Source organism: bacterium (assembly GCA_004299235.1).
Lineage (GTDB): Bacteria > Chloroflexota > Dormibacteria > Dormibacterales > Dormibacteraceae > SCQL01.
Map to the genome: position 1 here is coordinate 133,291 of SCQL01000026.1, position 24,512 is coordinate 157,802.

Here is a 24,512-nt window from a genome sequence, read left to right on the forward strand (position 1 = left end):
TGCGGGCCCGTTGGCTACTTGCAGGCCCAGCGGCCTGGGCCGTAGTGACTGTAGAGCCAGGCGGCGGCCTGGGCGTTGGCGACCGGGTCGAACGGTGACTGGTTGGCCCACGGGGTGCCCGACCAGGTGCTCGGCAGGAACTGGAACAGGCCCGATGCGCCGCTGTCCGAGTTCACCGAATTGGGGTGATAGCGCGATTCGCAATAGGCGATGCGCAGGGCCCAGACGACGGCATCCTGCCCCAGAGGGCTGAAGGCATCCGTGATGATCTTGGCGATCCAGGCAGGTGGCGGCGGGTGGTTGTTGAGGGCGGCGATCCGGGCCGCCTCAGCCTCGGCTGCCGCCAGCGCCTGCTGCTGCGCCTGGTAGGCCGCGAGTCCCTGCTGAAGCTCATCGGACCAGGCCTGGACCTGGGCCGTCTGGGCGGCCTGGACGCGCTGGGCGCGTGTTTCACGCACGACAGACTGGCGGTCGTAGGCGCTGAGCTGGGTGACCGCAACCGCACTGGTGCTCGGCGCCGGCGGGTCGAGCCTGGGAAGGAGCACGCTCACCAGGAGCACGACCCACACCAGGACCGCCCGAAATAGCGGCAGCAAACCTTGTCGCTCCTCCTTGGACACGCCCTACCCCTGGGGCGCTGTTCAGGCCTGAGCTCGGAGCGGAGACGCATGGAAGACCACTCAGGAACCGGAAAAGGGCCACCTTACCAGATGGGCGGCGACTTTGTGTAGCCGTAAGCCTCCCCCAACCGGGCGGCCGGACCCGGCCGGGAGGCGATTCCAGAGCGGCGAGGTTCGCTCCTACAGCCGGCCGGATGGAGTTCCGGGCAACGTCAGAACAGGTTGGTGAGCCGGCGGCGGAGAAACCTGCGCCCGGCCGGCTCGGAGTAGACGGGCAGCATCTGTTTCACCCAGCCCAAACGCGGCCTGGGTGAGCGACATCGGGTCCGCGTCGGCGGGCGAGATGGCCTCGCCAGCCGGCCATCGTGCAGACTGCGTGGGTCGTGGTCGTGCCCTGGAAGCCGTTGTGCGCTGCGGCGCGCGGCTGGCGCCTATGGAGGCGAAGGCCGGCATGACATCGCGCCGCGGACGCATCGGACACGGGACGGGACGCGCAGCAGTGATCGCGGTGCTGGTGCTGCTCGGATTCTGCGAAGGGGCGTGCGGCACCGCGACTCCAACAACGCCGACAAACGGCGACACAGCTCAGACAACCATGAGCGCGCCTCCGTCGCCGACAATCATGGTCAGCGGATGCGTCCAACCGGATAGCTCGAACTCGCACGTCTACAAACCCGACCGCCTCGAAGTTCTCAAGCCCTGCATCGCCGTCACCGGCGTCATCGACTTCATTCGCCAGGAGAGGGACGGCGACTTCCACATCGGGCTGAAGCTCGACTCACAGTTCGCGGGTCTGGTCAACGCCTGCAACGCGACCTGCCTCAGGGGCGCCGAGCATGGCGAGCTCGTTGTCGAGCCGGTGTGCATGACCACACCGACCCAGGGGGATGCAGTCAGCTCCTGCGCCGGCTACCACAACCCCATCCGCATCCCGCCGGTCGGCAGCCACGTTCGCATGACCGGCGCTTATGTTCTCGACCTCGACCACGGCTGGACCGAGATTCACCCACTCCAGGAGGTGGACGTCATATGACGTAACCAGCAAGGCGGCGCCAGGCACAGCTGAGCTCAGCTCATCCGTGCGAGGTCGGCGTCTCGACGAGACGACTGAGCGGGTCGGCGACTCCTGAACGGCTCCTCGGGACTGTCTCACGCTGAAAGCCCGATCTGTCCGAGCCGCCTCGGCTAGGCAATACAAAATGGCTATATCAGCGCACGACCTGAACGCGCTTTTCGACCCCGCGCCATCTTGCATCCGCGGTAAGAATCGACGATGCATCCGTCACCCTTCCTACCGCAAGCACCAGAGCGTCTGGCAGCCGGAGAGCCTTGTGACCAGCGCGTAACGCCGCCGCAGCTCTTGCAACCTCCCTGTCGATTGGATGAACGATGTCCACGATGGAATCAACGAACGCCTCGGTCGTTCTGACCGCGTCCGCCCCAAGTCGGCTGGCACCGACCAGTACCTCAGCGAAAGCGCTGGCAGGCAACAGGATCCGATGTTGGCGAGAACGGGCTAAGCGCAGGGAGCGCACGGAAGCTACGTGGTGTGCGTCTTGCGGGTCGAGGACACCTAGAACAACGCTGGTGTCGACGACTACCGGTCCCACTCATCCCTCAACTTCTCGAGTTGCGTAGCTGCCCCCAGTCCAGGAATCGATCCTGTGAACTGGTCAAGGGGATCGATCGCACGTTCAAGCAAGATCCGGCCATCTCCTTCCGCGGTCACCCGCAATTCATCGCCGTGCGCAACGTGCGCAGCAGTCAGAGCCGCGACCGGGAGGGTCACCTGATTCTTTCCAGAAAGCCGAGTCGTGCCACGCGAGCGCTTTACTTTTGCGAGCATAAGTAAAGGTTAGCATGACTCCAAGGCAATTGACTCGATGCCACCCGGCCCACCAGCCGGTCGGGACGATCGATTCGGTGTGCTCGGCCGACTCGGCTCGCCATTGATCGCCTCTGGGGAATCTATTTGATCCCTGTCAGCCTTCAACGCTCGACTCAAGGCATCCCCTTGCTGGCTCAGCCCCAGGTCACTTACCGCATCCCTCGCGACCGGCTCGATGGCGGCGGCCGAGTCACACTCCGCTACCTGAGTCGGCTCCGCCACTTCCACGTCAGCTACAAGCACCGCGGCGAACCAGTCATGCTCCTGGTCGCCGGCGACCATGTGCGCGTCATCGCCGAAGATGGCGCACTGCTGCGCGAAGTGACACTGGATCCCAGCCGCGACTACCAGCGCTCTGCCCCGCCTAGACTGGTCCGGAATCAGGTGAGACAGCGGTCCGCTTCTACCTGAGACAGGACAATGGTGCCGGCGCAGGGATTCGAACCCTGGACCATCGGTTTAAAAGACCGCTGCTCTAACCAAGCTGAGCTACGCCGGCAGCTACCAGGTAGAGATTGTCCCAATTCCGGGCAGTGCCCCACCGGAGAAGATCGACGACGCGTGCGGTAGCCTTCCTCGGGTGACTGCCCCCCGGGCTCCGGCGTTACGTGCCTTGGTCCCCGCGCTGGCCGCATGCATCGCGGTAGTAGCCTGCACGCCCGGTGGTGGCAACCCGCCGCCCCCCGAAGTCCTGGCGGCCGATCAGACCCTGAGCTTTCCCATCGCCCAGGATGTCGCCGATCTCGATCCGGCCCTCATGTCGAGCCCCACCGACGTCGACGTGTTCCGCAATGTCTTCTCCGGCCTGTATAGGTTCGATTCGCGGCTCGGCGAGGTGCCCGACCTCGCGGTCGGGCTGCCGGACGTCTCCGCCGACGGCCTGACGTACACCTTTCATCTGCGGCACGACGCCCACTTCTCCAACGGCGACCCCATCACCGCCGGCGACTTCATTTACAGCTGGAACCGCGCCGCGGCGAAGCAGGGCGACTACGCGGGACTCTTCAACCTCGTCACGGGCTACGAAGCCGTCGCGGAGGGCAGGACCGGCCAGCTCAGTGGGCTCGCCAAGGTCGACGACTACACATTCACCTCCACCCTGAGCAGGCGGGCGGGCTACTGGATCACCGAGGTCGCGCTGTGGCCGTTCTGGGTGGTCGACCAGAAGGTCGTCGCCGGCGCCGGCGAAGATGCGTGGTCCACCAGGCCGGAGACGCTGATCGGCAGCGGGCCGTTTCGAATGACCTCCCGGGCGCCGGGCCAGTCGATGGATTTCGCGCCGGTGCAGGTTTGGTACGGCGGGAGGACAGGGGCCATCACGCATGTCCATATCGAGGTGCTCGCGGATCAGAGCGCCCAGGTCTCGCAGTACGAGTCAGGCGTCTTCAGCCTCATCGGCTACGCCCGCCAGGGCCTGTCGCCGGCGGCCGCGACACGTTACATGTCGGACGCCAAGCTGAAGGACCAGCTCGACCTGGTCTCGACCGGGCTCACCTTCTGGGTCGGATTCAACCTGAAGAGCGGACCTTTTGCCGGCATCGAACCCGGGCGGGCCGGGCGCCACGCGTTCAGCGCCGCCATCGACCGCACCGCCCTGGCCGACGCGGTGTGCAACCAGCGCACGGCCTGCGTCACCGCGACCGGCGGCCTGATCAGCAAAGGCTTGCAGGGGTACCTGGGCGACGGCACCGATTCGAATGTGAAGTTCGATGCGGCCGCGGCCAAAGCCGAGTACCAGGCATGGGACCCCAACGGATCGAAGGTCAGAGGACTCACCTACACCTACGACACCAACCCGTTCAACAAGGCCGTGTGCGACCACCTCGTCGCGCAGTGGAAGAGGAACCTTGGCGTGACGGTGCAATGCGTGGAGATGGACCGTAAGACGTTCTTCGACGACCGCAACGGGAGATGCGCGTACGCGATGTTTCGGCAGAGCTGGAGCGCGGACTACGACCACCCGCAGAATTGGTTCGACTACCTGTTCGTCAGCGGCGCGAGCTCATCGGGCTCTTGCTACTCGAACCCGAACCTGGACAAGGTGATCGCGGGCGCCGATGAGGGGCGGTTGAGCAAGACCCTGGTCGACTACGAGACCGCCGGCCACATGCTCATCAACGACTCGGTGTTCGCCCCGCTGGTCTACGGAGAGCAGCAGTACCTCGTGCACCCGTACGTCAAGGGAGTCGGGGGCAACGCGCTATACGACTTCTTCTGGACGAACGCGCGCATTCTCCAGCGCTGACGCAGGCTCAGGCTTTCGCCCTGACCTCTCTCCGGTACTGCTCCCCTCAGACGTCCTGGGAGAAGTGGCAGGCTGCCAGATGGTCTCGCAGCTTTTCCTCCAACGGCGGCTCGATCTCCGCGCAGGGCGTCGGGAGCCGCGCGATCGGGCAGCGCGTGTGGAAGCGGCAGCCTGACGGGGGGTTGATCGGCGACGGGATCTCGCCCGACAGCTCGACGAGCCGGCGCCCGCGCTGGATCCGCGGGTCGGGCACCGGGATCGCGGAGAGCAGCGCCTTGGTGTACGGGTGCTTGGGAGTGCTGTAGGTCCCGACGCTGTCGGCCACCTCCACGATCTTGCCGAGGTACATCACCATCACCCGATCGCTGATGTGACGCACCACCGAGAGGTCGTGGGCGATGAACAGGTAGGTCAGCTTGAACTCCCGCTGCAGGTCCTCGAGCAGGTTGACGATCTGCGCCTGGATCGAGACGTCGAGAGCGGATATCGCCTCGTCGCAAACCACCAGGCGCGGGTTGAGCGCCAGCGCCCGCGCGATGCCGATGCGCTGCCGCTGGCCGCCGGAGAACTCGTGCGGGTAGCGGTTGTTGAAGTTCGGATTCAGGCCCACCGTCTTCAGCAGCTCCTGGACGCGTTGATTGCGCCCTCTGCCGCGCATCACGCCGAAGTTGTCGAGGGGCTCGGCGATGATGTCTCCGACGGTCATCCTCGGGTCGAGCGACGCAAACGGGTCCTGGAAGATCATCTGCATCTGCCGGCGGTGCTGGCGCAGCTTCTCACCCCGCAGCCGGGTCACCTCGACGTCGTCGATGAAGATCTTTCCCGAGGTGAGGGGGATGAGCTGCGTGACCAGCCGCGCCAAGGTCGATTTGCCACAGCCCGACTCGCCCACCAGGCCGAGCGTCTCGCCCTCGCGGATCTCGAAGCTCACCCCGTCGACGGCCCTGACGGTCGTGCCGATTCCGGCCGGAAAGTGCTTGACCACGTTCTCGACGCGGACCAGCGCCCTGGCGCCCGCTGTCATGGGCGCCTGCTCCTCACGGCGCGCCGGCTCCGCCATCAGTCGGCCTGTCCGGGGCGGACCCCGGACGCGGCGCCCGGCTTGATGTCGACGAGCTCGTCAGCGCCCATCTCCTTGCGCGCCCGGTCCATGGTCACCCAGCACGCCGCCTGCTGATCCGGGCCGATCTCTTTGAGCTGCGGCTCGTCGGTGAAGCACTTCTCGACGCGAAATGGGCAGCGAGGGTGAAATCGGCAGCCGGACGGCGGGCGCAGCAGGTCGGGCGCGATGCCCTCGATCGATCGCAGGCGCTCGTGGCGAAGCGCGTCGACACGCGGGATGGAGCGCAGCAGCGACCAGGTGTAGGGGTGCTGTGGGTTTTCGAAGATCTGATCGACCGGGCCCTGCTCGACGATCTGGCCGGCATACATCACGATCACTCGCGAGCAGAGCCCGGCGACGACGCCCATGTTGTGGGTGATCATGACGATGGCGGTGCCGAGTTCGCGGTTGAGGTCGGCGAGCAGCTCGAGGATCTGCGCCTGCACCGTGACATCGAGCGCGGTCGTCGGCTCATCCGCGATGAGGATCGACGGCGTGTTGGCGAGGCCCATGGCGATCATCGCGCGCTGGCGCATGCCGCCGCTGAGCTGGTGCGGGAAATCCTTGGCGCGCGTTTCCGGCGCCGGGATGCGCACCTTTCTCAGGAGCTCGATCGTTCGTGAGCGGGCCTTCTTTGGGGTGGCGACGTTGTGAGCGAGCATCGCCTCGTCGATCTGGAAGCCCGTGCGCAGCACCGGGTTGAGTGAGCTCTGCGGGTCCTGGAAGATCATCGCGATGTCACGGCCGCGGATCTCGCGGATCTCCTCGTCGCTCAGCTGCAGCAGGTCCTGGTCGCGAAACAGGACCTGGCCCCCCACCACCTGGCCTGGATCCGGAACCAGCCTGAGGAGCGAAAGGGCGGTCACCGATTTGCCGCTGCCCGACTCGCCGACGATGCCAAGGCTTTCACCCTGACGGAGGTCGAAGCTCACCCCGTCGACGGCGGTGACGATGCCGCCGTCGGTGAGGAACTGCGTGCGCAGGTCGCGTACCTGGAGGATGGGTGCGGTCATGTTCGGGATCAGCGCCTCGAGCGTGGGTCGAGGGCGTCGCGAAGTCCGTCGCCCAGGAAGTTGAACGCCATCAGGGTGAGCGAGAGCGCGATCGAGGGTGCGATCACGATGTGGGGCGCGATGCGCATGGCCGCGATGCCGTCAGCCGCCATCGATCCCCACGACGGCTGCGGGGGCGGGACGCCGAGGCCGAGAAAGCTGAGGAAGGCCTCGAAGAGAATCGCCGCCGGGACGCCAAACGTCGCCTGGACGATGATCGGGCCGAGCGCGTTCGGGAAGATGTGGCCGGCGAGGATCCTGAACGGCTTGGCGCCGCTCGCGCGCGCCGCCTCGACAAACTCTCGCTCGCGGAGGGCAAGAGTCTGACCGCGCACCAGCCGAGCCATGTCCATCCAGCGCGTGACGGCGATGGCGATGATGATGTTCGTGAGGCTGGGGCCGAGCAAGAACACCAGGACCAGCGCCACCAGCAGATCCGGGATCCCGTAGAAGAGGTTGATGACGAAGGTCACGACCTGGTCGAGCCAACCTCTGAAATACCCCGCGATCAGCCCGATGGGGACGCCGACCGCCAGGACCACGAGCTGCGTGCCGACCCCGACGACGAGCGAGATCTGCGCCCCGACCATGACCCGGCTGAGGATGTCGCGACCCAAAGCGTCAGCGCCCAGGAGCTGATGGGAGTTGGGTCCGGTGTATGGGATCGTCGTCCCGACTTCCGACATCCGGTATGGCGTGTAGAACAGGGCCAGCACCGCCACCGCGACGAGGAAGACGAGGAACACACCGCCGCCCAGCGCGAGGCGGTTTCGGCGCAGCCGCCGCCACGCATCGGTCCACAGGCTCGCCTGTGCCGGACTGACCGGCTTGGTGATGACTGCCGCGGCGGTCGCCATCAGTAGCGGATCCTGGGATCGATCACGACGTACAGGAGGTCGACCCCGAGGTTGGCCAGGCCCACCAATGCCGCGTAGCCGGTGAAGACGCCGATGACGATGTTGTAGTCGCGGTTGAGGATGCTGGTCGCGAACTCCTTGCCCAGGCCCGGGATCCCAAAGATGTTTTCGATGACGACTCCACCGGTGATGATCCCGATGACCAGCGGCCCAAGGATGGTGATCACGGGGATCAGGGCGTTTCGCAATGCGTGCCGGGCCATGATCACCGTCTCGCGCAAGCCCTTGGCGCGGGCGGTGCGGATGTAGTCCTGCCGGATGACCTCGAGCATGCTCGCGCGCGTCAGCCGCGCGACGATGCTCGCGTACGGAAAGCCCAGAGCGAAGGCCGGAAGCCAGATCTCACCGATGGTGCCGAACCGGCCGGTCCACCCGATCTGGAAGTAGAAGGCGGACTGGGTGAGGTTGTCCAGCCAGACCGCAAAGACGAGGATGAGGAAGGTGGCGATGACGAAGTTCGGCATGCTGTAGCCGATCACCGAGGTGGTGCTGAGCACGTAGTCGACCCAGGTGTTCTGGCGCACCGCGGCGACCACGCCCAGCAACATGCCCAAGCCGACGGTGAAGATCAGCGCGATCAGGCCGACCTCTGCGCTGACGGTCATCTCGCGCACGACCAAAGGAGTGATCGGAACGCCGCGGTTGACGAGCGATTCGCCGAGGTCGCCGTGCAGGAACATGCCCGTCACAAAGCTCGTGTACTGCTGCCACAGCGGCCGGTCGAGACCGTAGTGGTGGAGCAGCAGCTCGTACTGCGTGCCGTGGAGATGCTCGCTGAAGAGCGCATCGCCCGGCAGGCGGTGGATGGCGAGAAAGACGACCGACGACACGCCGAGGACCGCCAGGGCGATCAGCACCAGGCGCTGACTGATATAGACCAGCGTGCCGCGTGTCAGCACTTCACTCCAATTGTCGCCGAAACAACAGAGGGCGCCCGCAAAGCGCGGGCGCCCTCCTGACTGTCCGTGGTTAGTGCGTCTGGATCTGGATCTCGTTCCAGTAGTGGTCGAAGAAGCTGTTGGAACCGGCGCCCTTCACATACGGCTTGATGAGGAAGGAGCCGACGGTGTAGTAGAGCGGGATGTAAGTGACGTCGTCGATGAGCATCTGGTTGAGCTTCTTGTAGTCGGCGAGGGCCGAGCTGAGAGGCTCCGCGTCGGCCTTGGCCAGCAGGTCGTCATATGCCTGGGTGTCGTAGCCGCTGGTGCAGCTCGAGTCGGGGCAGCCGACGATCTTGCCCCAGAGGTTGTCGAACCAGTCCTGGGGGTGGTTGTAGTCGGCCTGCCAGCCGTCGCGGGACATCGCGTACTGCCCCTTGAGGCGTCCCTTGATGAACTGCGAGTGCGAAACAGGCTGGAGGTCCACGTGGACGCCCAGGTTGTCCTGCCACTGCGACTGCATGAACTCGGCCGCCGCCTTGTTGAGCGGGTTCTCAGGGTCGTAGGTGTAGGTCAGACCTTTGGTCTTGCTGCCCGTCGGGTCGGCGCCCTGGAGCAGCTGCTTGGCCTTGGCGGCGTCGAACTTGGCGAGCGGGTCCTGGTTGTCACCCATGTAGCCGACCAGAGTCGGTGGGATCAAACCGCCGGTCGCCTGCGTGCAGACGATGTTCTGGCACACGACCTGGACCAGCTTGGTCTTGTCGATTGCCAGGGCGAAAGCGAGGCGAAGGTCGTGGGCGTTCTGTCCGTCAGCAAGGAGGAACGGACCGCCGGCCACTCGCTTGGCGTCGTGGACCATGTTGAAGCTGACCCAGTAGGTCCTCACCTTGGGGTGCAGCAGGAGCTGGCCGCTCTCGCTGCTCGAGCCCTTGATGCGGAGGATGTCGGCAACCGGGAGGGTGCTGTAACCGCCGTAGCCGACGATGTCGTATCCGCCCTGCTCGTACTTGGTGATGGCGGTCGATGCGTCGGCGACCGAGACGTCGAGGTGGACCTTCTTCAGGGTTGGCTTCGGTGAACCCCACCAGTTGTCGACGGCGACGAAGTCGACCGACTGCTTGGGCACGCGAGCGGTCATCTTGAAGGGCCCGGTGCCGATGGCGGTCGCCGGGTTGGTCCACCAGTTGTCAAAGTCCTGCTTGACAGCGTTCTGGTCGACGATGTCGCCGGTCGTTCCGGCCAGCGCGATCGCGGTGAGGAACCAACCTGCGGGGGTGGCGAGCTTCACCTGAACCGTGTACGGGTCGGTCGCGGTCAGGCCGCTCATCGTGACGGACGGGTCGTTCTTCTCAAGCAGCGCCTCGAGCGCGGCGCCCGAAGCCTGGTTCTGAGAAACCTTGTCGTAGCCGACGATTGCGGAAAGGTTCGTGGCGTACGCGCCCTGCATGGCGGCGGCGCGGTTCCACGAATAGAGGACGTCCTTGGACGTGACCTTGTCTCCGTTGGAGAACGTCACGTCGTGCCGCAGGTTGAACGTGTAGGTCAGGCCGTCAGAAGATGCCGTCGGCACGGAGGTCGCGATGTCGGGAACGATGTTGAGGTTCTCATCGAACTTGACCAACCCGTCGAACATGTTCTGGGAGATCTCTGTGTCGTTCTCGGCGTCGGCGATGGCCGGGTCCAGGGTGCCGAAGTCGGCCAGGATCGGGAAGGTCAGCGTCTGGTCGGCGGCCAAGGTCGTGCTGGTGCCGCCTCCCCCGCCACACGCGCCCAGCACCAGGCTGGATACGCCCCCCACACACAGGGCCTTCAGGAACCGTAACGAGGTTGGAGTCATAGCTTCCCCCTAGGTCGAAAAGCTTGAGGCCACGGCCTCTTCCCCTCGTCTTCTTCCCGGTGGTCTTCGCGGCGACCGGGGCGAGAGCGCGCCGACGGGGGGTGGCGGACCGCGTGGCCCGCCTCTTACTCCGCCCACCATTGTGGGCCTGCTTACCCCGGATTGTCTACCGGTGCCGTCTGGCGGCTCATGGCATGATCGGCCGGTGGGCATGATCGGCCGGGGCGCGCGGCGGCAGGAGGGCGGCGAGAAGGTGGCCGGCTCGACCCGGTTCACGGCCGATCTCGACCTGGCCGGCTTGCTGCACGTCCAGCTGGTGCTGAGCCAGCTTCCGAGCGCCCGCATTCGAGGCGTCGACACCGGCGCCGCACGCTCGGCGCCAGGAGTCTTCGACATCGTCACCGGCGCCGACCTGCCGGAGGTGAAGGCCGCCGGCCCGGACAAGCCGCTGGCCGTCGACCGGGTCTTCTTCGCCGGCCAGCCGGTGGCGGCGGTCATCGCCGGCAGCGAGGCGGCGGCATGGGATGCGACCGGTCTCATCGAGGTCGATTACGAGTCCTTGCCCGCGGCCATCGATCCCGAGCGGGCGATGGAGGATGGCGCCCCACAGGTGCTGGACGCGGACGAGGCCGGCTCCGGCGACGCGTCCATGCACGGCGCCGCCACCAGCGCCGAATCGAAGCCGGCGGGACGGCCGCGCAACGTCAGCGACGTGGCCTCGTACCGGCGCGGCGACGCGAGCGCGGCGCTCGCGAGCGCCGGTGTCGTCGTCAAGGGGACCTATCGCCTGGCCGGTGTGCACCAGGGGTTCATGGAGCCGCACGTCTCGGTCGTCCGGCCGGAACCGGACGGCGGGGTCACGATCTGGGCCCCGACCCAGGGACCGTTCTTCGTCCGCGACGAGATCGCCAAGGCGCTCGACGTTCCGCACCACCGGGTGCGAGTCGTTCCCATGCCGGTCGGGGGCGGGTTCGGCGGCAAGGTGATGCTGCTGGAGACGCTCCTCGCCTTGCTCGCCCGGCGGACCGGACGCACGCTCCGGCTGGCGCTGACCCGGCAGCAGGAGTTCCTGGTCGGCAGGCCGGCGCCGGCGGCGCGCTTCGACATCGAGCTGGGCGCCACGCGCGAAGGCGCGCTCGTCGCCCTGCGCGCGCATTACCACTACGACAACGGGGCCACCGGCGGGTGGCACTCAGGCATCACCGGCGCGTTCTTGGGAGGCACCTATCGCATCCCCAATTTCGACATCACCGGTTACGAGGTGGCCACCAACAAGACGCCGGTCGACGCGTATCGCGCCCCCGGTGGGCCGCAGGCCTATTTCGCGCTGGAGTCGGCGATGGACGAGCTGGCGATCAGGCTCGACATCGACCCGGTCGAGCTGCGCCTGCGCAACGCTTCCCGCGAAGGCGACCCGGATGCCGAGGAAAAGCCGTGGCCGCGGATCGCCATGGTCGAATGCCTCGAGGAGGCGCGGCGCCATCCGCTGTATGCGGCGCCCGTCGCCGCCGGTGAGGGCGTGGGCGTCGCCCTGGGTTCGTGGGGCGGCGCGCGCTCGCCCGCGGCGGCGGGGTGCCGCGTCGAGCCGGACGGCACCGTGTCGGTTCTGGTCGGGTCGCCGGACGTCAGCGGCTCGTCCACCGGCCTGGCGATGATCGCCGCCGAGGCCTTCGGCGTGCCTGTGGACCAAGTGCGGGTGGAGGTCGGCGAGACCGGGGTGGCGCCGCCCGGCCCGATGGCGGCCGGCAGCCAGGTCACGTACAGCGTCGGGGGAGCGGTTTACGAGGCGGCGCTCGAGGCCAGGCGCCAGCTGCTCGAGATCGCGACCGAGGAGCTGGAAGCGGCGCCGGAGGACCTGGACATCGTCGACGGCCGGGTGATGGTGAAGGGCGTGCCGGACCGTTTCGTCGAGATCACCCGGCTGGTCGAGGTCAGCAACGAGTTCATGGGCCGCCACAAGCCGATCCACGCCGCCGGCCGCTCTGCGGTGCAGACTGCATCTCCGATGTTCACGGTCCATATCGCTCGCGTTCGGACGGACGCCGAAACCGGCGACTTCCAGCTCACCGGCTATGCGGCGATCCAGGATGTCGGGCGCGCCATCAATCCACCCGAGATCGAAGGTCAGATCCACGGCGGCGCGGCACAGTCCTTGGGCCGGGCAATGGGCGAGCAGCTCGTCTACGACGGTGAGGGCCAGCTGCGCACCGCCAGCTTTCTCGACTACGAGGTGCCGACGGCGGACCAGCTGCCGGACATCGACGTGCGCCTGATCGAGGTGACCTCGCCGGGCGGACCGCTGGGGGCCAAGGGAGTCGGCGAACCGCCGGCGGTGCCGGGGGCCGCCGCGCTCGCCAACGCGCTGGCGCGAGCCACCGGCATCCGATTGCGAGAGGTCCCCATCGACCGCTCCGCGCTGGCGAAGGCGACCACGCTCCGCTGATCGTGGGTGAGCGCATGGACGCCAAGCGCGGCTCGTCGCTGCGCGCATACGTGGCGCGCACTCTGCCCGACTACTCGCCCATCCTCGTGAGCAACCGGGCGCCGCATGAGCCCAAGCCGGAAGGTGGATTCAGGCGCGGCGCCGGCGGGGTGATCACAGGACTGCTCACGCTGGCCGAGGCGATCGGCGCCGACTGGGTGGCGTGCGCGCGCAACCAGGCCGAGCGTGAGCTTGCCTCCCGGCAGGGCGGCGCGTTCACCGTCCCGCTGCTGCATTCCACCGGCCGCCTGCACTACGCGATGCCGACCCAGGCGCAGTACGACATGTACTACTCGGTGATCGCCAATCCGGTGCTGTGGTTTATCCAGCACTACCTGTGGGACCTCGGCAACGAGCCCGTCATCGACGAGCGCATCCACCAGGCCTGGACGGACGGCTACGTCGAGGTCAACCGGCAGATGGCGGCCAAGGTGGTCGAGGTCGCCCGCGCGGCGCCGTCACGGCCGCTGGTCCTCGTCCACGACTACCAGCTCTATCTGGTGCCGCGACTGGTGAGGGAGAGCCTCCCGTCGGCGCTCATCCAGCACTTCGTGCACGTGCCTTGGCCGACCCCCCAGTACTGGAAGGTGCTGCCGAAGCAGATGCGCGACGCCATTCTCGACGGCATCCTCGGCAGCGACATCGTCGCCTTCCAGTCCAGCCTTGACGTGCGCAACTTTCTTATCACCTGTGAGGCGAACGCCGGCCTGCAGGTCGACGAGCACGAGCGCGCGGTGCTCACCGGCGGCCGGGTGATCTACGCCCGCCACTACCCGATCTCGATCGACGTTCAGTCGACCACCCGGCTGGCCGCCTCGCGCGGGGTCAAGCGCCAGGAGCAAGAGCTGGCCTCGTGGCGGCCGCCGCGCCTCATCGTGCGCGTCGACCGCACGGATCCGTCCAAGAACATCGTTCGCGGATTCATCGCGTACGAGAAGCTCCTGCGCTATCACCCGGAGCTGCGCGGCGAGGTTCAGTTTTGGGCCTTCCTGCAGCCATCGCGGCAGGACGTCGCGGTCTACAGCCGCTATCTGCGGCAGATCCGGCAGGCGGCGGGGCGCATCAACGGTGAATTCGGTACGGAGGAGTGGACGCCGGTCCGCCTCGAGATCGGTGAGAGCGAGCGCAAGGCCATCGCCGCCATGAAGAACTTCGACGTGCTGCTGGTCAACCCCGTTTACGACGGGCTGAACCTGGTGGTCAAGGAGGGCGCCCTCGTCAACCACTCAGACGGCGTGATCGTGCTTTCCGAGAACGCCGGCGCGCATGAGGAGCTGCGCGGGCACGTGCTTTCGATCAACCCGTTCGACGTCGAGGCCACCGCCGCCGCGATGTTCGCCGGGCTGACGATGGCCCAGGAGGACCGGCATCGGCTGAACGAAGAGGCGCGAGAGGTCGTGCGCACCAACGACATCGCGAGGTGGATCAGCGGCCAGGTGCAGGACCTGCGGGACCTGGTGTCGCGGCCCAGTCCGCTATCAGGTTCATGAGGGCGGCCACTTCCTCGGGGCCTGAGACGACCAGGTCGCAGCGATCGAACAGGCCGGGCGGGGCTTCGGCCGAATCCACCCCGACACACATGTGAGGGATGGCGAGCCGGCCGGCCACCTCGAACAGCGAGCGGTCGTTCTCGTCATCGCCGAAGCAAACCACGCCGCCGGGGTTCATTTCCGCCAGCAGAGCCGTGAGCGTGCTGCCCTTGCCGGCTTCGGGCAAGTGGACCTCGAGCACTTTGCGCCCGATCGCCGCCGCGAGGCGGGTTGAAGCCAGCAGCGGGCGCATCACCCCCAGCACCTCGTCCCCGCCCCGGTCGGTGTTGCGGAAATGCACGGCGCTGCTGGCGGGCTTGATCTCGAGCCACGCCCCCGGGATTGCGGCCAGGAGACTCGCCGCCTCGGCGTTGAACCGCGCCAGCGCGCGCTTTTGAGCCGGCCGCGGCAGGGCGCGGCCGCTGTCGCCGATCAGCCGCAATCCAGGAACCGGCACAAGCCCCTCGAGCTCGGCAGGCGCGCGGCTGCTGAGGACGATGACTTTGCCGATCCGCCGCACGAGGCGGCCAAGGGCGTTCAACGCCGCCGGCAAAGCCACCGCACGGGCTGGATCGGGCACGATCTCGGCGAGCGTGCCGTCGAAGTCCGTCACCATCACGAGCTCGTGCGGCGAGATCGCCGAGACTGGAGAGTCGCGCCAGCCGTCTGCGATCGCCCCGGTCCTCACCAGGACGATGTAACGGGAAACGAGCCTCCCGCCGCTGTGCGCACGATCACTCAAGCGATCGGCGGCCGGTGGCGCTGGACGATCCCGGCGAGCTGCGAACCGGGCCGCAGAGTGCCCAATGTACGGCCCCAATCACCCCCCAGGCGCGAGGCGCAGAAGGTCTCAGCGACCGCGGGGTCGCCGTGGCGCAGCAGCAGCGAGGCCTGGAGCACGAGGGCCATGAGCTCGACGATTCGGCGGGCGCGAGCCTCGGCCTCCGCTGCGTTCGACAGGTCGCGTTTCAGGTCGTCCACCGATCGGTCGAATCTGGCGTCAGAGCCGCGCGCGGTTTCGACCTCGGCGAGGAAGGCTGAGAGTGAATCCGCTTCCCGCGTCATGGCGCGCAACACGTCCAGCGCGTTCACGTTGCCGGATCCCTCCCAGATCGAGTTGAGCGGGGACTCGCGGTAGAGGCGCGGCATGATCGACTCTTCGACGTAGCCGTTGCCGCCAAGGCATTCGAGCGCTTCGGCGACGACCGCGACGGCGCGCTTGCAGGTCCAGTACTTGGCGACCGGCAGCGCCAGGCGCCTGAAGCGCGCCTCCGCGGAATCCGAGGCCCGGTCGAAGGCGCCGGCGAGCCGCATCATCAGGATGGTGGCCGCCTCGGATTCCACGGCGAGGTCGGCAAGCACGTTGACCATCAACGGCTGCTCGCTCAGCAGCCGTCCGAATGCCCGGCGGTGGGCGGAGTGATGTGTGGCCTGGGCCACCGCCTGTCGCATCAGCGCCGCCGAGCCGATGACGCAGTCGAGGCGCGTGTGGTTGACCATGTCGATGATCGTCCTCACCCCTCTCCCCTCTTCGCCGACCATCACCGCCCAGGCGCCGTCGAGCTCGATCTCCGCTGACGCGTTGGAGCGGTTGCCGAGCTTGTCCTTCAACCGCTGGATGTGCAAGCGATTGCGGCTGCCGTCGGCCAGGACGCGCGGGAGCATGAAGCACGACAGCCCGCCCGGAGCCTGGGCCAGGATCAGAAATCCGTCGCACATAGGCGCCGAGCAGAACCACTTGTGGCCGGTGATGACGTGCTCGGCGCCAGGGCCTCCCGATGCGACGGGGACGGCGCGCGTCGTGTTGGCGCGAACGTCGGAACCGCCCTGCCTCTCGGTCATGGCCATGCCGAAGAGCGCGCCTCGCTTGGTGGCGGCGGGCCTCAGGCCGGGGTCGTAGTCGAGCGTGGTGAGGAGCGGTTCCCACTGGGCCGCAAGCTCCGGCTGGTGGCGCAGCGCCGGCACGGCGGCGTAGGTCATCGACACGGGACACCCGTGGCCGCCTTCGACCTGCGACCAGATGTAGAAGGCGGCGGCGCGAGCCGCATGCGCGCCGGGCCGAGGCTCGCGCCACGGCAGCGCATGCAGCCCGTGCCCGATGGCGACCTCCAACAATCGATGCCAGGAGGGATGGCACTCCACCTCATCGATCCGATCGCCGAACCTGTCGTGGGTGCGCAGCTTCGGCGGGTTCTCGTTGGCCTGGAAACCCCAGTCGATGGCCGCCTGGGTCCCCGCCAGCCGGCCCAGGTCGAAGACGAGGTCGTGCGCCCAGGCGGCGCCCTCGCGCTCGAGGCCCTCGCGCAGCGGAGCGTCGGCGGCGAGGAGGTTGTAGCCGACGAGCGGCGGCGGCTGGTTCGAGCTACTCTCGCGCAAGCTCCGCCACCAGTCGTAACTGCTCCTTCCGTTCTTCGTTGTCGATGGCCATCGGAGAGACGATCAGCGTATCGATGCCCACGTCGCGGAAGGCTCGGAGCCTTTCCTTCGCCCTCTGCCTCGAGCCCGCGATGCTCACGGCGTCGATGAGGTCGTCGGGCAGCGCCAGCATCGCCTCGCTCTTCCGGCCCGCCAGGTACAGCTCCTGCACCTCCCGCGCCGCCCGTTCGAATCCATAGGCGGAAACCAGGCGGTTGTAGAAGTTCTGCTCCCTCGAGCCCATGCCGCCGATGTAAAGAGCGAGCACCGGCCGGATGGCGTTGCGGGCCGCCTCCGCATCGTCGCTGATCATCACGTTGACGGTCGGACAGATCCTGAAATCCGCGAGCGACCGTCCGTCTCGAGCCGCGCCCTCCTCGAGCGGGGCTCGGAGGGAGGCAGCGTGCTCGGGCGAGAAGAACACCGGCAGCCAGCCGTCCGCGATCTCGCCGGCGAGCGCCACGTTCTTGGGCCCGAGCACAGCCAGGTAAATCGGGATTCGCTGCTGCACCGGCCGGATGGTCAGCTTGAGCACCTTGCCCGGACCGTCCGGGAGCGGAAGCTCGATGGTCTCGCCGTGGAACTCGACCTTCTGGTGCGCGAGGGCCATGCGGACCACGGCCACGTATTCACGAGTGCGCTGGAGCTGCCTGGCGAACCTGACGCCGTGCCACCCCTCCGACACCTGCGGGCCGGACGTGCCCAGGCCGAGCAGGAAGCGGCCGCCTGAGAGCTGGTCGATGGTGGCGGCGGTCATCGCGGTCATCGCGGCGCTTCGCGCCGGGATCTGGAAGATGCCGGAGCCGAGCTTGATGCGGCTCGTGCCGGCCGCCAGCCACGCGAGGACGGTGGCGGCGTCGGAGCCGTACGCCTCCGCCGTCCAGACGGAGTCGTAACCGAGCTCCTCGGCGGTCTGAGCCACCTCGAGCTGATGCGCCGCGGTCAGCCCGAACCCCCAATAACCGACGCTGACCCCGAGCTTCACAGCCCGATTGTCGGCCTTATCTGCCGCTGGTCAGCAGGTACAGGAGGAAAACGTTGAGGGTCACGATGATCGTCACCACCGCCGTGGCTATGGCTGTCGTCGCCGGTCGGTTGACCAGAGTGCCCATGAGCCGGCGGTCGCGGCAGAACAGCAGCAGCGGGATGAGGGCGAACGGGATGCCGAACGACAGGACGACCTGGCTGAGCACCAGAGCCCGCGACGGATCAAGCCCGATGGCGATGACGATCAGCGCCGGCGCCATCGTGAGCGCACGCCGCAGGAACAGTGGAATCCGGCGGTGGATGAACCCCTGCATGACCACCTGCCCGGCGAGCGTGCCGACAGACGACGAGGACAGGCCGCTGGCCAGCAGCCCGAGTCCGAAAAAGATGTCCGCGCCGTGGCCGAGCGTTACGCCCAGGGCCGCGAAGGCCTGATCGAGGCTCTGGAGCGGGCCGATGTTGCGCCCGTGGAAGGCGGCGGCGGCGATGGTGAGCATGGCGATGTTGACCAGGCCGGCGACGCCCATCGCGATCACCACATCCCATCTCTCGAAGGCGAAGATCTTTCGCTGCTCCGCCTCCGAAGCGCCGACCACCCGCCGCTGCGTCAACGCCGAGTGCAGATAGATGACGTGAGGCATCACCGTGGCGCCGAGGATCCCCGCCCCCAGCAGAACGCTTTCGGTGCCGTCGAACCGGGGTGTCAACAGCCCGGCCGCGACTCCGCCGAGCGAAGGCCGGGCGAGAACCACCTCGAACGCGAAAGCGGCGACGATGACCCCGACGAGGGCGGTGATGACGGCCTCGAAGCCGCGGAATCCGCGCGATTGGACGGCGAGGAGGCCGAACGCGGCGAAGGCGGTGATGACGCCGGCGAACAGGAGGGGGACGCCCGGAAAGAGCAGGTGGATCCCGATCGCGGCGCCGATGAACTCCGCCAGGTCCGTGGCCATGGCGATGACCTCGGCCTGAACCCAGAGGCCGAACACGGCTGAACGGGGAAACTTCTGGCGGCAGACCTCGGCGAGGTTGAGCCCGGTCGCGATGCCGAGCTTGGCGCTCATCGACTGGACGAGCATCGCCATGAGGTTGGCCGCGAGCACGACCCAGAGCAGCATGTAGCCGTACTGCGCGCCGCCGGAGATGTTGGTGGCGAAGTTGCCCGGATCGACGTAAGCGACCGCGGCGACGAATGCCGGTCCCAGAAACGGGGCCAGCGCCCGCAGGCCGCGCGTCTCGCCATTGATGGCTCTTTCCGCCGCACGGAGGACTCGCTCCTCGCCCGGCAGCGCGACGACCGCCGCTTCGACCGGCGGCTTGCCGGGCGGCTCGCTGATGGTTACGGGCTTTTCTGCCTTAACGGCCAAGGTCGCGCCGGCCCTCGACGAAGACGGCTTTCGCCAGGCCGAGCGGGACGTTCGCCCGCCGGCCTTTGAGGCGCACCTCGATCGGACCCTCGAACTCGCTGGCCGCCAGCACCTCGACCCCGGCGCCGGGGGTCAGGCCGCGGCGTTCCAGCTCGCGCAGCTTGACGGGGTCGTCGTCGGAGACGCCTTGCACGACCACCTTCTCACCGCCGTGGCATTCGCTGAGAGGGCGGTCGCTGAGGGATCGGACCTTGCCTCCCAGGGTCGGGATGGCGTGGCCGTGGGGGTCCAGCTCAGGGCGGCCGAGCAGCTCGAAGATCCGCTGCTCCATGCGCTCCGAGATGACGTGCTCCAGCCGCTCGGCCTCGTCGTGGACCTCATCCCAGCTGTAGCCGAGCACCTGGACGAGGAACATCTCGAGCAGGCGATGGTGGCGGACGAGCTCGAGGGCGACCTTGCGGCCCTCACGGGTCAGCTGCTGGCCGCGGTAGCGGTCGTGCTCGACCAGGCCCTGCGCCGTGAGGCGGGTCACCATCTCGCTCACGCTGGGCGAGGAGATACCGAGGCGCTGGGCGAGGTCGCGGGTCGGCACCGGCCTCTGGTCGCCGTGGAGGTGATAAAGGGCTTTGAGGTAGTCCTCCTGGGCACGCGTGAAGGCGCTGCGGCGCTCGATCTGCTCGACCACCGGACCTAGGGCTCCCTAATTTCCATCACTGGCATGCCTATCTTAGAAGATAGGATAGCCTAACTTTACCGAGCGTGTCATGGAGTGACTGCGGCTCCAGACGGGAAGAGCGGATCCCCCCTGCCGATGCGCCCGCCGGAGTGGCGGGCGGACCTCCCCGCGACTTGGGAGGTGACCTACCTGATCAGGCGCAGGCCCCGGTCGTGGATGAGGCCGGGTTGTAGGTGACGCTCACGTTGGGGGTGACCGTGACGTTCGAGGCGGCGGTGAACACCGACAGGTAATCCGCGCAGCCCTCACCCAGGTGGAAGTCGTAACTGACCGACGTCACGTTCAGCCAGCTGATGACGGCGCCGTTGTGGTGCATGCAGTAGTTCGTCGTGCCGGCCCCGCTGTCGACGCAGGCAATGGCCTTCGCCCACTGTTCCAGGGTCAGGATGCTGACCGACATCGGACCGTTAGAGGTGGCGTTCAGGTGGTAGGTAAACGTGTCCGGAACGCCGCCCGCGAGATACCACGACGACCCCTTCACCTGCTGAGGCACGTTCCAGATGGTCAGGTGTGGATGCTCGAGCTCCGCGCGGACCGTCGCCAGCTGGCCTAGCGTGGCCGTCAGGTTGGTCTGGGTCGACTTGAGCTGGTCCTGGAGGTTCTGGTTCCGGCCGGTCAGCGACTCGTTCTGCATCGTCAGCGCCCGATCGGCGCTCTGGTAGCCGGTGTCGTCGAGGTAGAGCAGCCCCAACCCGGCGACCGTCACCAGCAGGGCAGCGGCGAGGGCGGCGATCCACAGCCGGCGCTCGCGAGGGATGAAGCCCGGAGTCCGCGCGTCGGTCACGACCGCCCGCGTCGGGGGGTCGTAGGGCTCAATTGGCTGCGCGGTGACCTGCTCGATCGGCGCCGGCGACTCTTCCATCTCGGTCGGGGCCATGATCGCATCCCAGCCCCAACCAGTTGTCATGTCTGGCCGGGTCGGGGCCAGGTGCCGTAGACCTGTTTGATCCGCGAGGCGTCCTCCGCCTGCCGGCCGAGGTCAAAAGTGAAGGTGTGACCGTCCGGCTGCCAGGCCGGGCCGATGCCGCAGTTGGCGCCACACGGAGCTTCTTCGACATAGAAGATGGCGGTTGAGTCGAGGAACACCGGCGATGACCGAACATTGGGCAGCTGGCCGCCGGCATGCCCGCCGTGGCCGTACAGCCAGACGTGCGGCGTGCCGGCCGAATCGCGAACCGTGAAGGCCAGGTAGTCGTCACCGGCGTCGGCTTGCGGGTGGAGCCATGAAAGCTGCTGCCCGATCGCCTGCGTGACGCCCGCGCTGGGATCCCAGACATCGATCACCGACTTGCCGGGCTGGCGGAAGTACAGGCGGCTCCCCGTGCTGCCCCAGCTGGCCATCGTGCCGGAGGCCTGCGAGTAGGCAATGCTGCCGTCGGTCGTCCGCCTCACCTGGAGCTGGTCGCCCGAGCCCGTGAACGTCTGGACGAAGGCGAAATACCCGCCGTCGGGGGAGAAGCTGAGGAATTCGTCGTCCTCGCTGGGGTTGAAGCCGCGCCCGGGGACGGCGCCCATGCTGGCCACCACGCGATCGCCGCCGCCGCTCAGGAGGTGGAGGTTGACCCCGCTCGCATCCGAGGTCACGTAGGCGAGAAAGCCACGGTCTGGGCTCCAGGCGTGGAGGCCGTCCATGAATCCGCCGCCCTGCCAGCTGGCGGCGACCGTCGAGGTGCCGGTGAACAGGTCCATGGCGGCGATCAAGCTGGTTCCCGCCGCGCCGGGGTTGCCCTGGGACGCGTACCAGGACACCGTGGTCTGGGTCACCAGCTGAGGCTGCCAGCTGCCGCCGCCGAACGTGCAGATGGTGCGCGGGTTACGGGGGTCGGAAGTGTCGGCCAGGACCGGATTGGCCGAACCCTGCATGACCACCACCGCCTCCTGGGCGGCGGGGGCTGCCGAGCAGCTCGCGCTCATCGCGGCCCAGGGCGGCACCGCGAGCGGGCTCGGCAAGGCAGCCGGGGTTGGGGTTGGGCCGGCGTCTGGCGTCGGCGTGGAGCCGGGCGAAGCGATTGGCGTGGAGCTCGCCGGCGCCGAGGGGGACGGGCTGTGGTGAGCGGCTATCGGGCCGTTCGCGGCGCAGCCGGCGACGGCCAGCAGCGCACCAATGGTAAGCAACCCCCTTTTCATCGGGGATTGAAACGAGCGCCGGGAGCCCCGAGTTACGCGGGTCGCGTTTGCAATCACGGCGCCCAGAATATGCCTGTCCTTACATCGCAGAGCTCAGCTATCGCTTAAGGATCGGCTGGAGAAGAGGAAAGGGGCTCGAGATGAAGCCAGGCGCCGTGGTTGCCCTTGCTCTCATGCTCGCCGCCTGAGCCGATCCGGTGCGGCTCACCGCCACGATCACCGCCTCCGCCACGCAGAGCGTCGCGGTCGGAGGGCGGGCGCAGCTGGTGGTCAAGCTGACCAACACCGGGCCCACCATCCCCCACCTCGGGTTGGTTTTCATGACCGCGGACAAGTGGTACGAGCACCACACGGTCTCGGATCTGGGCGGCTGCACGATCGCGCTCGATGAATCGGCGTTCGACTGCGGAGACCTCAAGGCGGGCCAAACCGCCTCGTTCTCCATCGCCGGCACGGCCAAGGACGCCGGGACTTTTCACTACGAGCTCGCGTTGCGGGAGCTCATCCAGCCCTTCGACTACGTGAACGACAACCCCGACGGCGCCGACGTTCAGAGCTGGGACGAAACCATCACGCCGACCTGATCCGCCCGGGGCGGTCACCAATGCTGTTAGGCGGCTCACTCGATAGGACTGTCAAGGAGGTTGTATGGACGCGCAAAGAATCATTCCGCTGCTGGTGTATGAGGACATCCAGGCCGTTCAAAGCTTCTTGGTGGAGGCCTTCGGCTTCGGGGAGGGAACTCTCGAGCGAGATCAACGTGGCGTAGCGGTTCATGCCGAGGTTGCCTTGCGGGATTGCGTAATTTGGCTCCACCGAGTCACCGCCGAACACGGGCTTGCGTCGCCCAGCACTCTGCCCGCGCAACATGGAGGAGTTGTCGTCCTGGTCGATGATGTGGACGCTCACTGCGAGCGGGCGCGAAGAGCCGGCGCGGTCATCGACTCCACACCAACCGACCAGCCCTACGGACAGCGGGAGTATGCAGCGCGTGATCCGGAGGGTGGACGCTGGTATTTCGCCACGCGCTTCGTGTGATCTGCCCTCCTTGGGAGGTCTGCCAAGCACGCCGCGAACAGTCGCAATACCAGCGATCAGGTTCGTTCAGATCTGCTTTGCCGCGCCGGTTCGAGAAGAGTGTTGACCAGCGCATCGCCAAGCCATTCCTCGTAGCGCGCCGGCGTCCAACCTCGGTCGAAGACGAGCTTGGTGAATTGGTCGGGACCACTCAGCGCCCACAGGACCGCCACCGACTCCGACGGTGAGATGCCCAACCGCAGCCGGCCGCTTCTCTCCAACAGCGCCGGAACTCGGTGCTGAATCATGCCTATCAATCGCTGCTCTTCTCTGTCGCGATAGCGTGCCAGCAGACCTGGATCGCCAGACTCCCGCATGAAGCGAAGGAGGTCTGCGCAGAGCTCGTAAATGAGGCGCGAAACGTGGGCCGTCGTGCGCAGCCCCAGTTCGGGATCGTCCGCGGGGCCCAGCTCATCGAACAGCTTTAGAGCACCCGCGACGTGAGGGAACCCGATCTCGATGAGGCTTTGCGCCAGTCGGAGCTTGCTACCGAAAATCGCATAAACCGTCTGATAGGCGACGCCTGCTTCGGTGGCCACGTCCTCCATCGTGACGCTGCTGTAGGTTCCGCTCACCAGGAGCCGCCGAGTTGCTTCGAGGATGCGGCCGCGAGTCATTCGCGCTTGTTCTGTACGCAGTGCGCCGTTGTATGGGCGATGGGTCTTGACAGCCTTGACCATTGCGAATAGGGTACCACTATCAATCAGTGGCTGCCTCTAATTAATTAGGGCATCCCCTAAAGGGTGGTTTGGGATGAGCAAATTGGACCCGTTGTGGGATTGGCTGCGGCAAGGGCTGATCTGCCTGTGCCCGATGGAGGCGATCGCCGCCTACAACTCGGGCTTCGAGAGCGAGGCGGAGCATCCTGGACCAGCGAGCGCAAGACGTCTTTTCTTGCTTCCCGACGCGGTGATACCCAAAACAGCCGGTTCGGCGCTGGCGAAGCCGCGGGTGCTGGGATGAACAAGCTTGTCAGGCGTACCGAGATCAGCAACAGCGATGCCATCGGTGTCGTCTTCGAGCCCGAGCAGGCATCCGATCACTTCGCGGTGATGCTTGGCGGAGCGTCTGGTGGCATTCCAGAGGGTCCTGCCAGAAGGTTGGCGGAGAACGGCGTGACTGCCTTCGCTCTCGGCGTAGCCGCCAAACATTCCACTGTCTGCCACCCTCAGACCTGCGGCAAGGTCGAACGATTTCACCAGACGCTCAAGCGCTTCCTAAAGAAGCAGCCGCCGGCGCGCTCGCTGGCTGAG

Annotated in this window: 24 protein-coding genes, 1 tRNA gene and 1 pseudogene; 10 read left to right on the forward strand and 16 right to left on the reverse strand. The window is 67.0% G+C overall.

Translation table 11 applies throughout. The features are described 5' to 3' along the window. Positions 1–14: 14 nt before the first annotated feature. Positions 15–317 carry a lytic transglycosylase domain-containing protein gene (locus EPN29_07675; protein TAN32920.1) on the reverse strand — a complete coding sequence of 101 codons (303 nt, stop codon included), beginning with the start codon at positions 315–317 and terminating at the stop codon, positions 15–17. Between the two features lie 898 nt (positions 318–1,215). Between EPN29_07675 and EPN29_07680 the strand changes: the two genes are divergently transcribed. Continuing rightward, positions 1,216–1,653, forward strand: a complete 438-nt coding sequence (locus tag EPN29_07680; GenBank protein ID TAN32885.1) for a hypothetical protein — start codon at positions 1,216–1,218, stop codon at positions 1,651–1,653. Between the two features lie 175 nt (positions 1,654–1,828). On the opposite strand, the gene EPN29_07685 is transcribed toward EPN29_07680, so the two are convergent. Next, positions 1,829–2,230, reverse strand: a complete 402-nt coding sequence (locus tag EPN29_07685; GenBank protein TAN32886.1) for a type II toxin-antitoxin system VapC family toxin — start codon at positions 2,228–2,230, stop codon at positions 1,829–1,831. Between the two features lie 404 nt (positions 2,231–2,634). Between EPN29_07685 and EPN29_07690 the strand changes: the two genes are divergently transcribed. Continuing rightward, positions 2,635–2,919 (forward strand): hypothetical protein, encoded by a 285-nt coding sequence (locus tag EPN29_07690; GenBank protein TAN32887.1) that lies wholly within the window; start codon positions 2,635–2,637, stop codon positions 2,917–2,919. Positions 2,920–2,929: 10 nt separating this feature from the next. Here EPN29_07690 and EPN29_07695 read toward each other — a convergent pair. Next, positions 2,930–3,007 (reverse strand) — tRNA-Lys (locus EPN29_07695). An 81-nt stretch (positions 3,008–3,088) separates the two neighbouring features. Here EPN29_07695 and EPN29_07700 point away from each other — a divergent pair. Further along, positions 3,089–4,753 carry a peptide ABC transporter substrate-binding protein gene (locus EPN29_07700; GenBank protein ID TAN32888.1) on the forward strand — a complete coding sequence of 555 codons (1,665 nt, stop codon included), beginning with the start codon at positions 3,089–3,091 and terminating at the stop codon, positions 4,751–4,753. Between the two features lie 46 nt (positions 4,754–4,799). Here the strand turns inward: EPN29_07700 and EPN29_07705 are convergent, their stop codons facing one another. The 5 genes from EPN29_07705 to EPN29_07725 all read right to left on the reverse strand — a co-directional run bounded on the left by EPN29_07705 (position 4,800) and on the right by EPN29_07725 (position 10,539). Next, positions 4,800–5,813, reverse strand: a complete 1,014-nt coding sequence (locus EPN29_07705) for an ATP-binding cassette domain-containing protein (protein TAN32889.1) — start codon at positions 5,811–5,813, stop codon at positions 4,800–4,802. After that, entirely contained in the window at positions 5,813–6,868 is a 1,056-nt protein-coding gene (locus EPN29_07710) for an ABC transporter ATP-binding protein (protein ID TAN32890.1), read from the reverse strand. The genes EPN29_07705 and EPN29_07710 overlap by 1 nt, the downstream gene beginning before the upstream one ends. 8 nt (positions 6,869–6,876) lie before the next feature. Continuing rightward, positions 6,877–7,764 (reverse strand): ABC transporter permease, encoded by an 888-nt coding sequence (locus EPN29_07715; protein ID TAN32891.1) that lies wholly within the window; start codon positions 7,762–7,764, stop codon positions 6,877–6,879. Beyond that, positions 7,764–8,723 (reverse strand): ABC transporter permease, encoded by a 960-nt coding sequence (locus EPN29_07720; protein TAN32892.1) that lies wholly within the window; start codon positions 8,721–8,723, stop codon positions 7,764–7,766. Before EPN29_07720 ends, EPN29_07715 begins: the two co-directional genes overlap by 1 nt. 70 nt (positions 8,724–8,793) lie before the next feature. Continuing rightward, positions 8,794–10,539: a peptide ABC transporter substrate-binding protein gene (locus tag EPN29_07725; GenBank protein TAN32893.1), complete on the reverse strand. Its 1,746-nt coding sequence runs from the start codon at positions 10,537–10,539 to the stop codon at positions 8,794–8,796. A 205-nt stretch (positions 10,540–10,744) separates the two neighbouring features. Between EPN29_07725 and EPN29_07730 the strand changes: the two genes are divergently transcribed. Beyond that, positions 10,745–12,982, forward strand: coding sequence for a xanthine dehydrogenase family protein molybdopterin-binding subunit (locus EPN29_07730; protein TAN32894.1), 2,238 nt, complete (start codon positions 10,745–10,747; stop codon positions 12,980–12,982). A 2-nt stretch (positions 12,983–12,984) separates the two neighbouring features. Continuing rightward, entirely contained in the window at positions 12,985–14,511 is a 1,527-nt protein-coding gene (locus EPN29_07735; protein TAN32895.1) for a trehalose-6-phosphate synthase, read from the forward strand. Here the strand turns inward: EPN29_07735 and otsB are convergent. From otsB to EPN29_07770, 7 genes and pseudogenes are all read right to left on the reverse strand, one after another. After that, positions 14,447–15,238 (reverse strand): trehalose-phosphatase, encoded by a 792-nt coding sequence (gene otsB, locus EPN29_07740; GenBank protein ID TAN32896.1) that lies wholly within the window; start codon positions 15,236–15,238, stop codon positions 14,447–14,449. The genes EPN29_07735 and otsB overlap by 65 nt on opposite strands. Positions 15,239–15,288: 50 nt before the next feature. After that, positions 15,289–16,926, reverse strand: a complete 1,638-nt coding sequence (locus EPN29_07745; protein ID TAN32897.1) for a DNA alkylation response protein — start codon at positions 16,924–16,926, stop codon at positions 15,289–15,291. Next, entirely contained in the window at positions 16,913–17,950 is a 1,038-nt protein-coding gene (locus EPN29_07750; GenBank protein ID TAN32898.1) for an LLM class F420-dependent oxidoreductase, read from the reverse strand. Before EPN29_07750 ends, EPN29_07745 begins: the two co-directional genes overlap by 14 nt. Positions 17,951–17,966: 16 nt before the next feature. Next, positions 17,967–19,289 (reverse strand): divalent metal cation transporter, encoded by a 1,323-nt coding sequence (locus EPN29_07755; protein ID TAN32921.1) that lies wholly within the window; start codon positions 19,287–19,289, stop codon positions 17,967–17,969. Between the two features lie 19 nt (positions 19,290–19,308). Then, the gene (locus EPN29_07760; GenBank protein ID TAN32922.1) at positions 19,309–19,992 is read right to left on the reverse strand and encodes a metal-dependent transcriptional regulator; all 684 of its coding nucleotides are present in this window, start codon (positions 19,990–19,992) and stop codon (positions 19,309–19,311) included. Positions 19,993–20,188: 196 nt separating this feature from the next. After that, positions 20,189–20,932, reverse strand: a complete 744-nt coding sequence (locus EPN29_07765; GenBank protein ID TAN32899.1) for a hypothetical protein — start codon at positions 20,930–20,932, stop codon at positions 20,189–20,191. A 409-nt stretch (positions 20,933–21,341) separates the two neighbouring features. Further along, positions 21,342–21,437, reverse strand: a pseudogene (locus EPN29_07770) (translation initiation factor). Between the two features lie 479 nt (positions 21,438–21,916). Between EPN29_07770 and EPN29_07775 the strand changes: the two are divergent. The 3 genes from EPN29_07775 to EPN29_07785 all read left to right on the forward strand — a co-directional run bounded on the left by EPN29_07775 (position 21,917) and on the right by EPN29_07785 (position 23,220). Then, positions 21,917–22,108, forward strand: coding sequence for a hypothetical protein (locus EPN29_07775; GenBank protein ID TAN32900.1), 192 nt, complete (start codon positions 21,917–21,919; stop codon positions 22,106–22,108). A 271-nt stretch (positions 22,109–22,379) separates the two neighbouring features. After that, complete coding sequence (locus tag EPN29_07780) at positions 22,380–22,766, forward strand: hypothetical protein (protein TAN32901.1); 387 nt, start codon at positions 22,380–22,382, stop codon at positions 22,764–22,766. A 64-nt stretch (positions 22,767–22,830) separates the two neighbouring features. Next, entirely contained in the window at positions 22,831–23,220 is a 390-nt protein-coding gene (locus tag EPN29_07785) for a hypothetical protein (GenBank protein TAN32902.1), read from the forward strand. 56 nt (positions 23,221–23,276) lie between these two features. On the opposite strand, the gene EPN29_07790 is transcribed toward EPN29_07785, so the two are convergent. Continuing rightward, a complete protein-coding gene (locus EPN29_07790) occupies positions 23,277–23,939 on the reverse strand; it encodes a TetR/AcrR family transcriptional regulator (protein TAN32903.1) in 663 nt (220 codons plus the stop codon). A 73-nt stretch (positions 23,940–24,012) separates the two neighbouring features. Between EPN29_07790 and EPN29_07795 the strand changes: the two genes are divergently transcribed. Together EPN29_07795 and EPN29_07800 are read left to right on the forward strand one after the other, a co-directional pair. Beyond that, positions 24,013–24,222, forward strand: a complete 210-nt coding sequence (locus EPN29_07795) for a hypothetical protein (protein TAN32904.1) — start codon at positions 24,013–24,015, stop codon at positions 24,220–24,222. Beyond that, positions 24,219–24,512 (forward strand): hypothetical protein (locus EPN29_07800; protein TAN32905.1); only part of this gene is annotated, 294 nt, incomplete at its 3' end. The genes EPN29_07795 and EPN29_07800, both read left to right, overlap by 4 nt.

Bases quoted from the DNA above. Each gene is read 5' to 3' on its own strand.
- EPN29_07680 (TAN32885.1), top strand. From the start codon at position 1,216: ATGAGCGCGCCTCCGTCGCCGACAATCATGGTCAGCGGATGCGTCCAA.
- EPN29_07705 (TAN32889.1), bottom strand. From the start codon at position 5,813: ATGGCGGAGCCGGCGCGCCGTGAGGAGCAGGCGCCCATGACAGCGGGC.
- EPN29_07710 (TAN32890.1), bottom strand. From the start codon at position 6,868: ATGACCGCACCCATCCTCCAGGTACGCGACCTGCGCACGCAGTTCCTC.
- EPN29_07715 (TAN32891.1), bottom strand. From the start codon at position 7,764: ATGGCGACCGCCGCGGCAGTCATCACCAAGCCGGTCAGTCCGGCACAG.
- EPN29_07725 (TAN32893.1), bottom strand. From the start codon at position 10,539: ATGACTCCAACCTCGTTACGGTTCCTGAAGGCCCTGTGTGTGGGGGGC.
- EPN29_07765 (TAN32899.1), bottom strand. From the start codon at position 20,932: ATGGCCCCGACCGAGATGGAAGAGTCGCCGGCGCCGATCGAGCAGGTC.
- EPN29_07775 (TAN32900.1), top strand. From the start codon at position 21,917: ATGACCACCACCGCCTCCTGGGCGGCGGGGGCTGCCGAGCAGCTCGCG.
- EPN29_07785 (TAN32902.1), top strand. From the start codon at position 22,831: ATGGACGCGCAAAGAATCATTCCGCTGCTGGTGTATGAGGACATCCAG.
- EPN29_07790 (TAN32903.1), bottom strand. From the start codon at position 23,939: ATGGTCAAGGCTGTCAAGACCCATCGCCCATACAACGGCGCACTGCGT.
- EPN29_07795 (TAN32904.1), top strand. From the start codon at position 24,013: ATGAGCAAATTGGACCCGTTGTGGGATTGGCTGCGGCAAGGGCTGATC.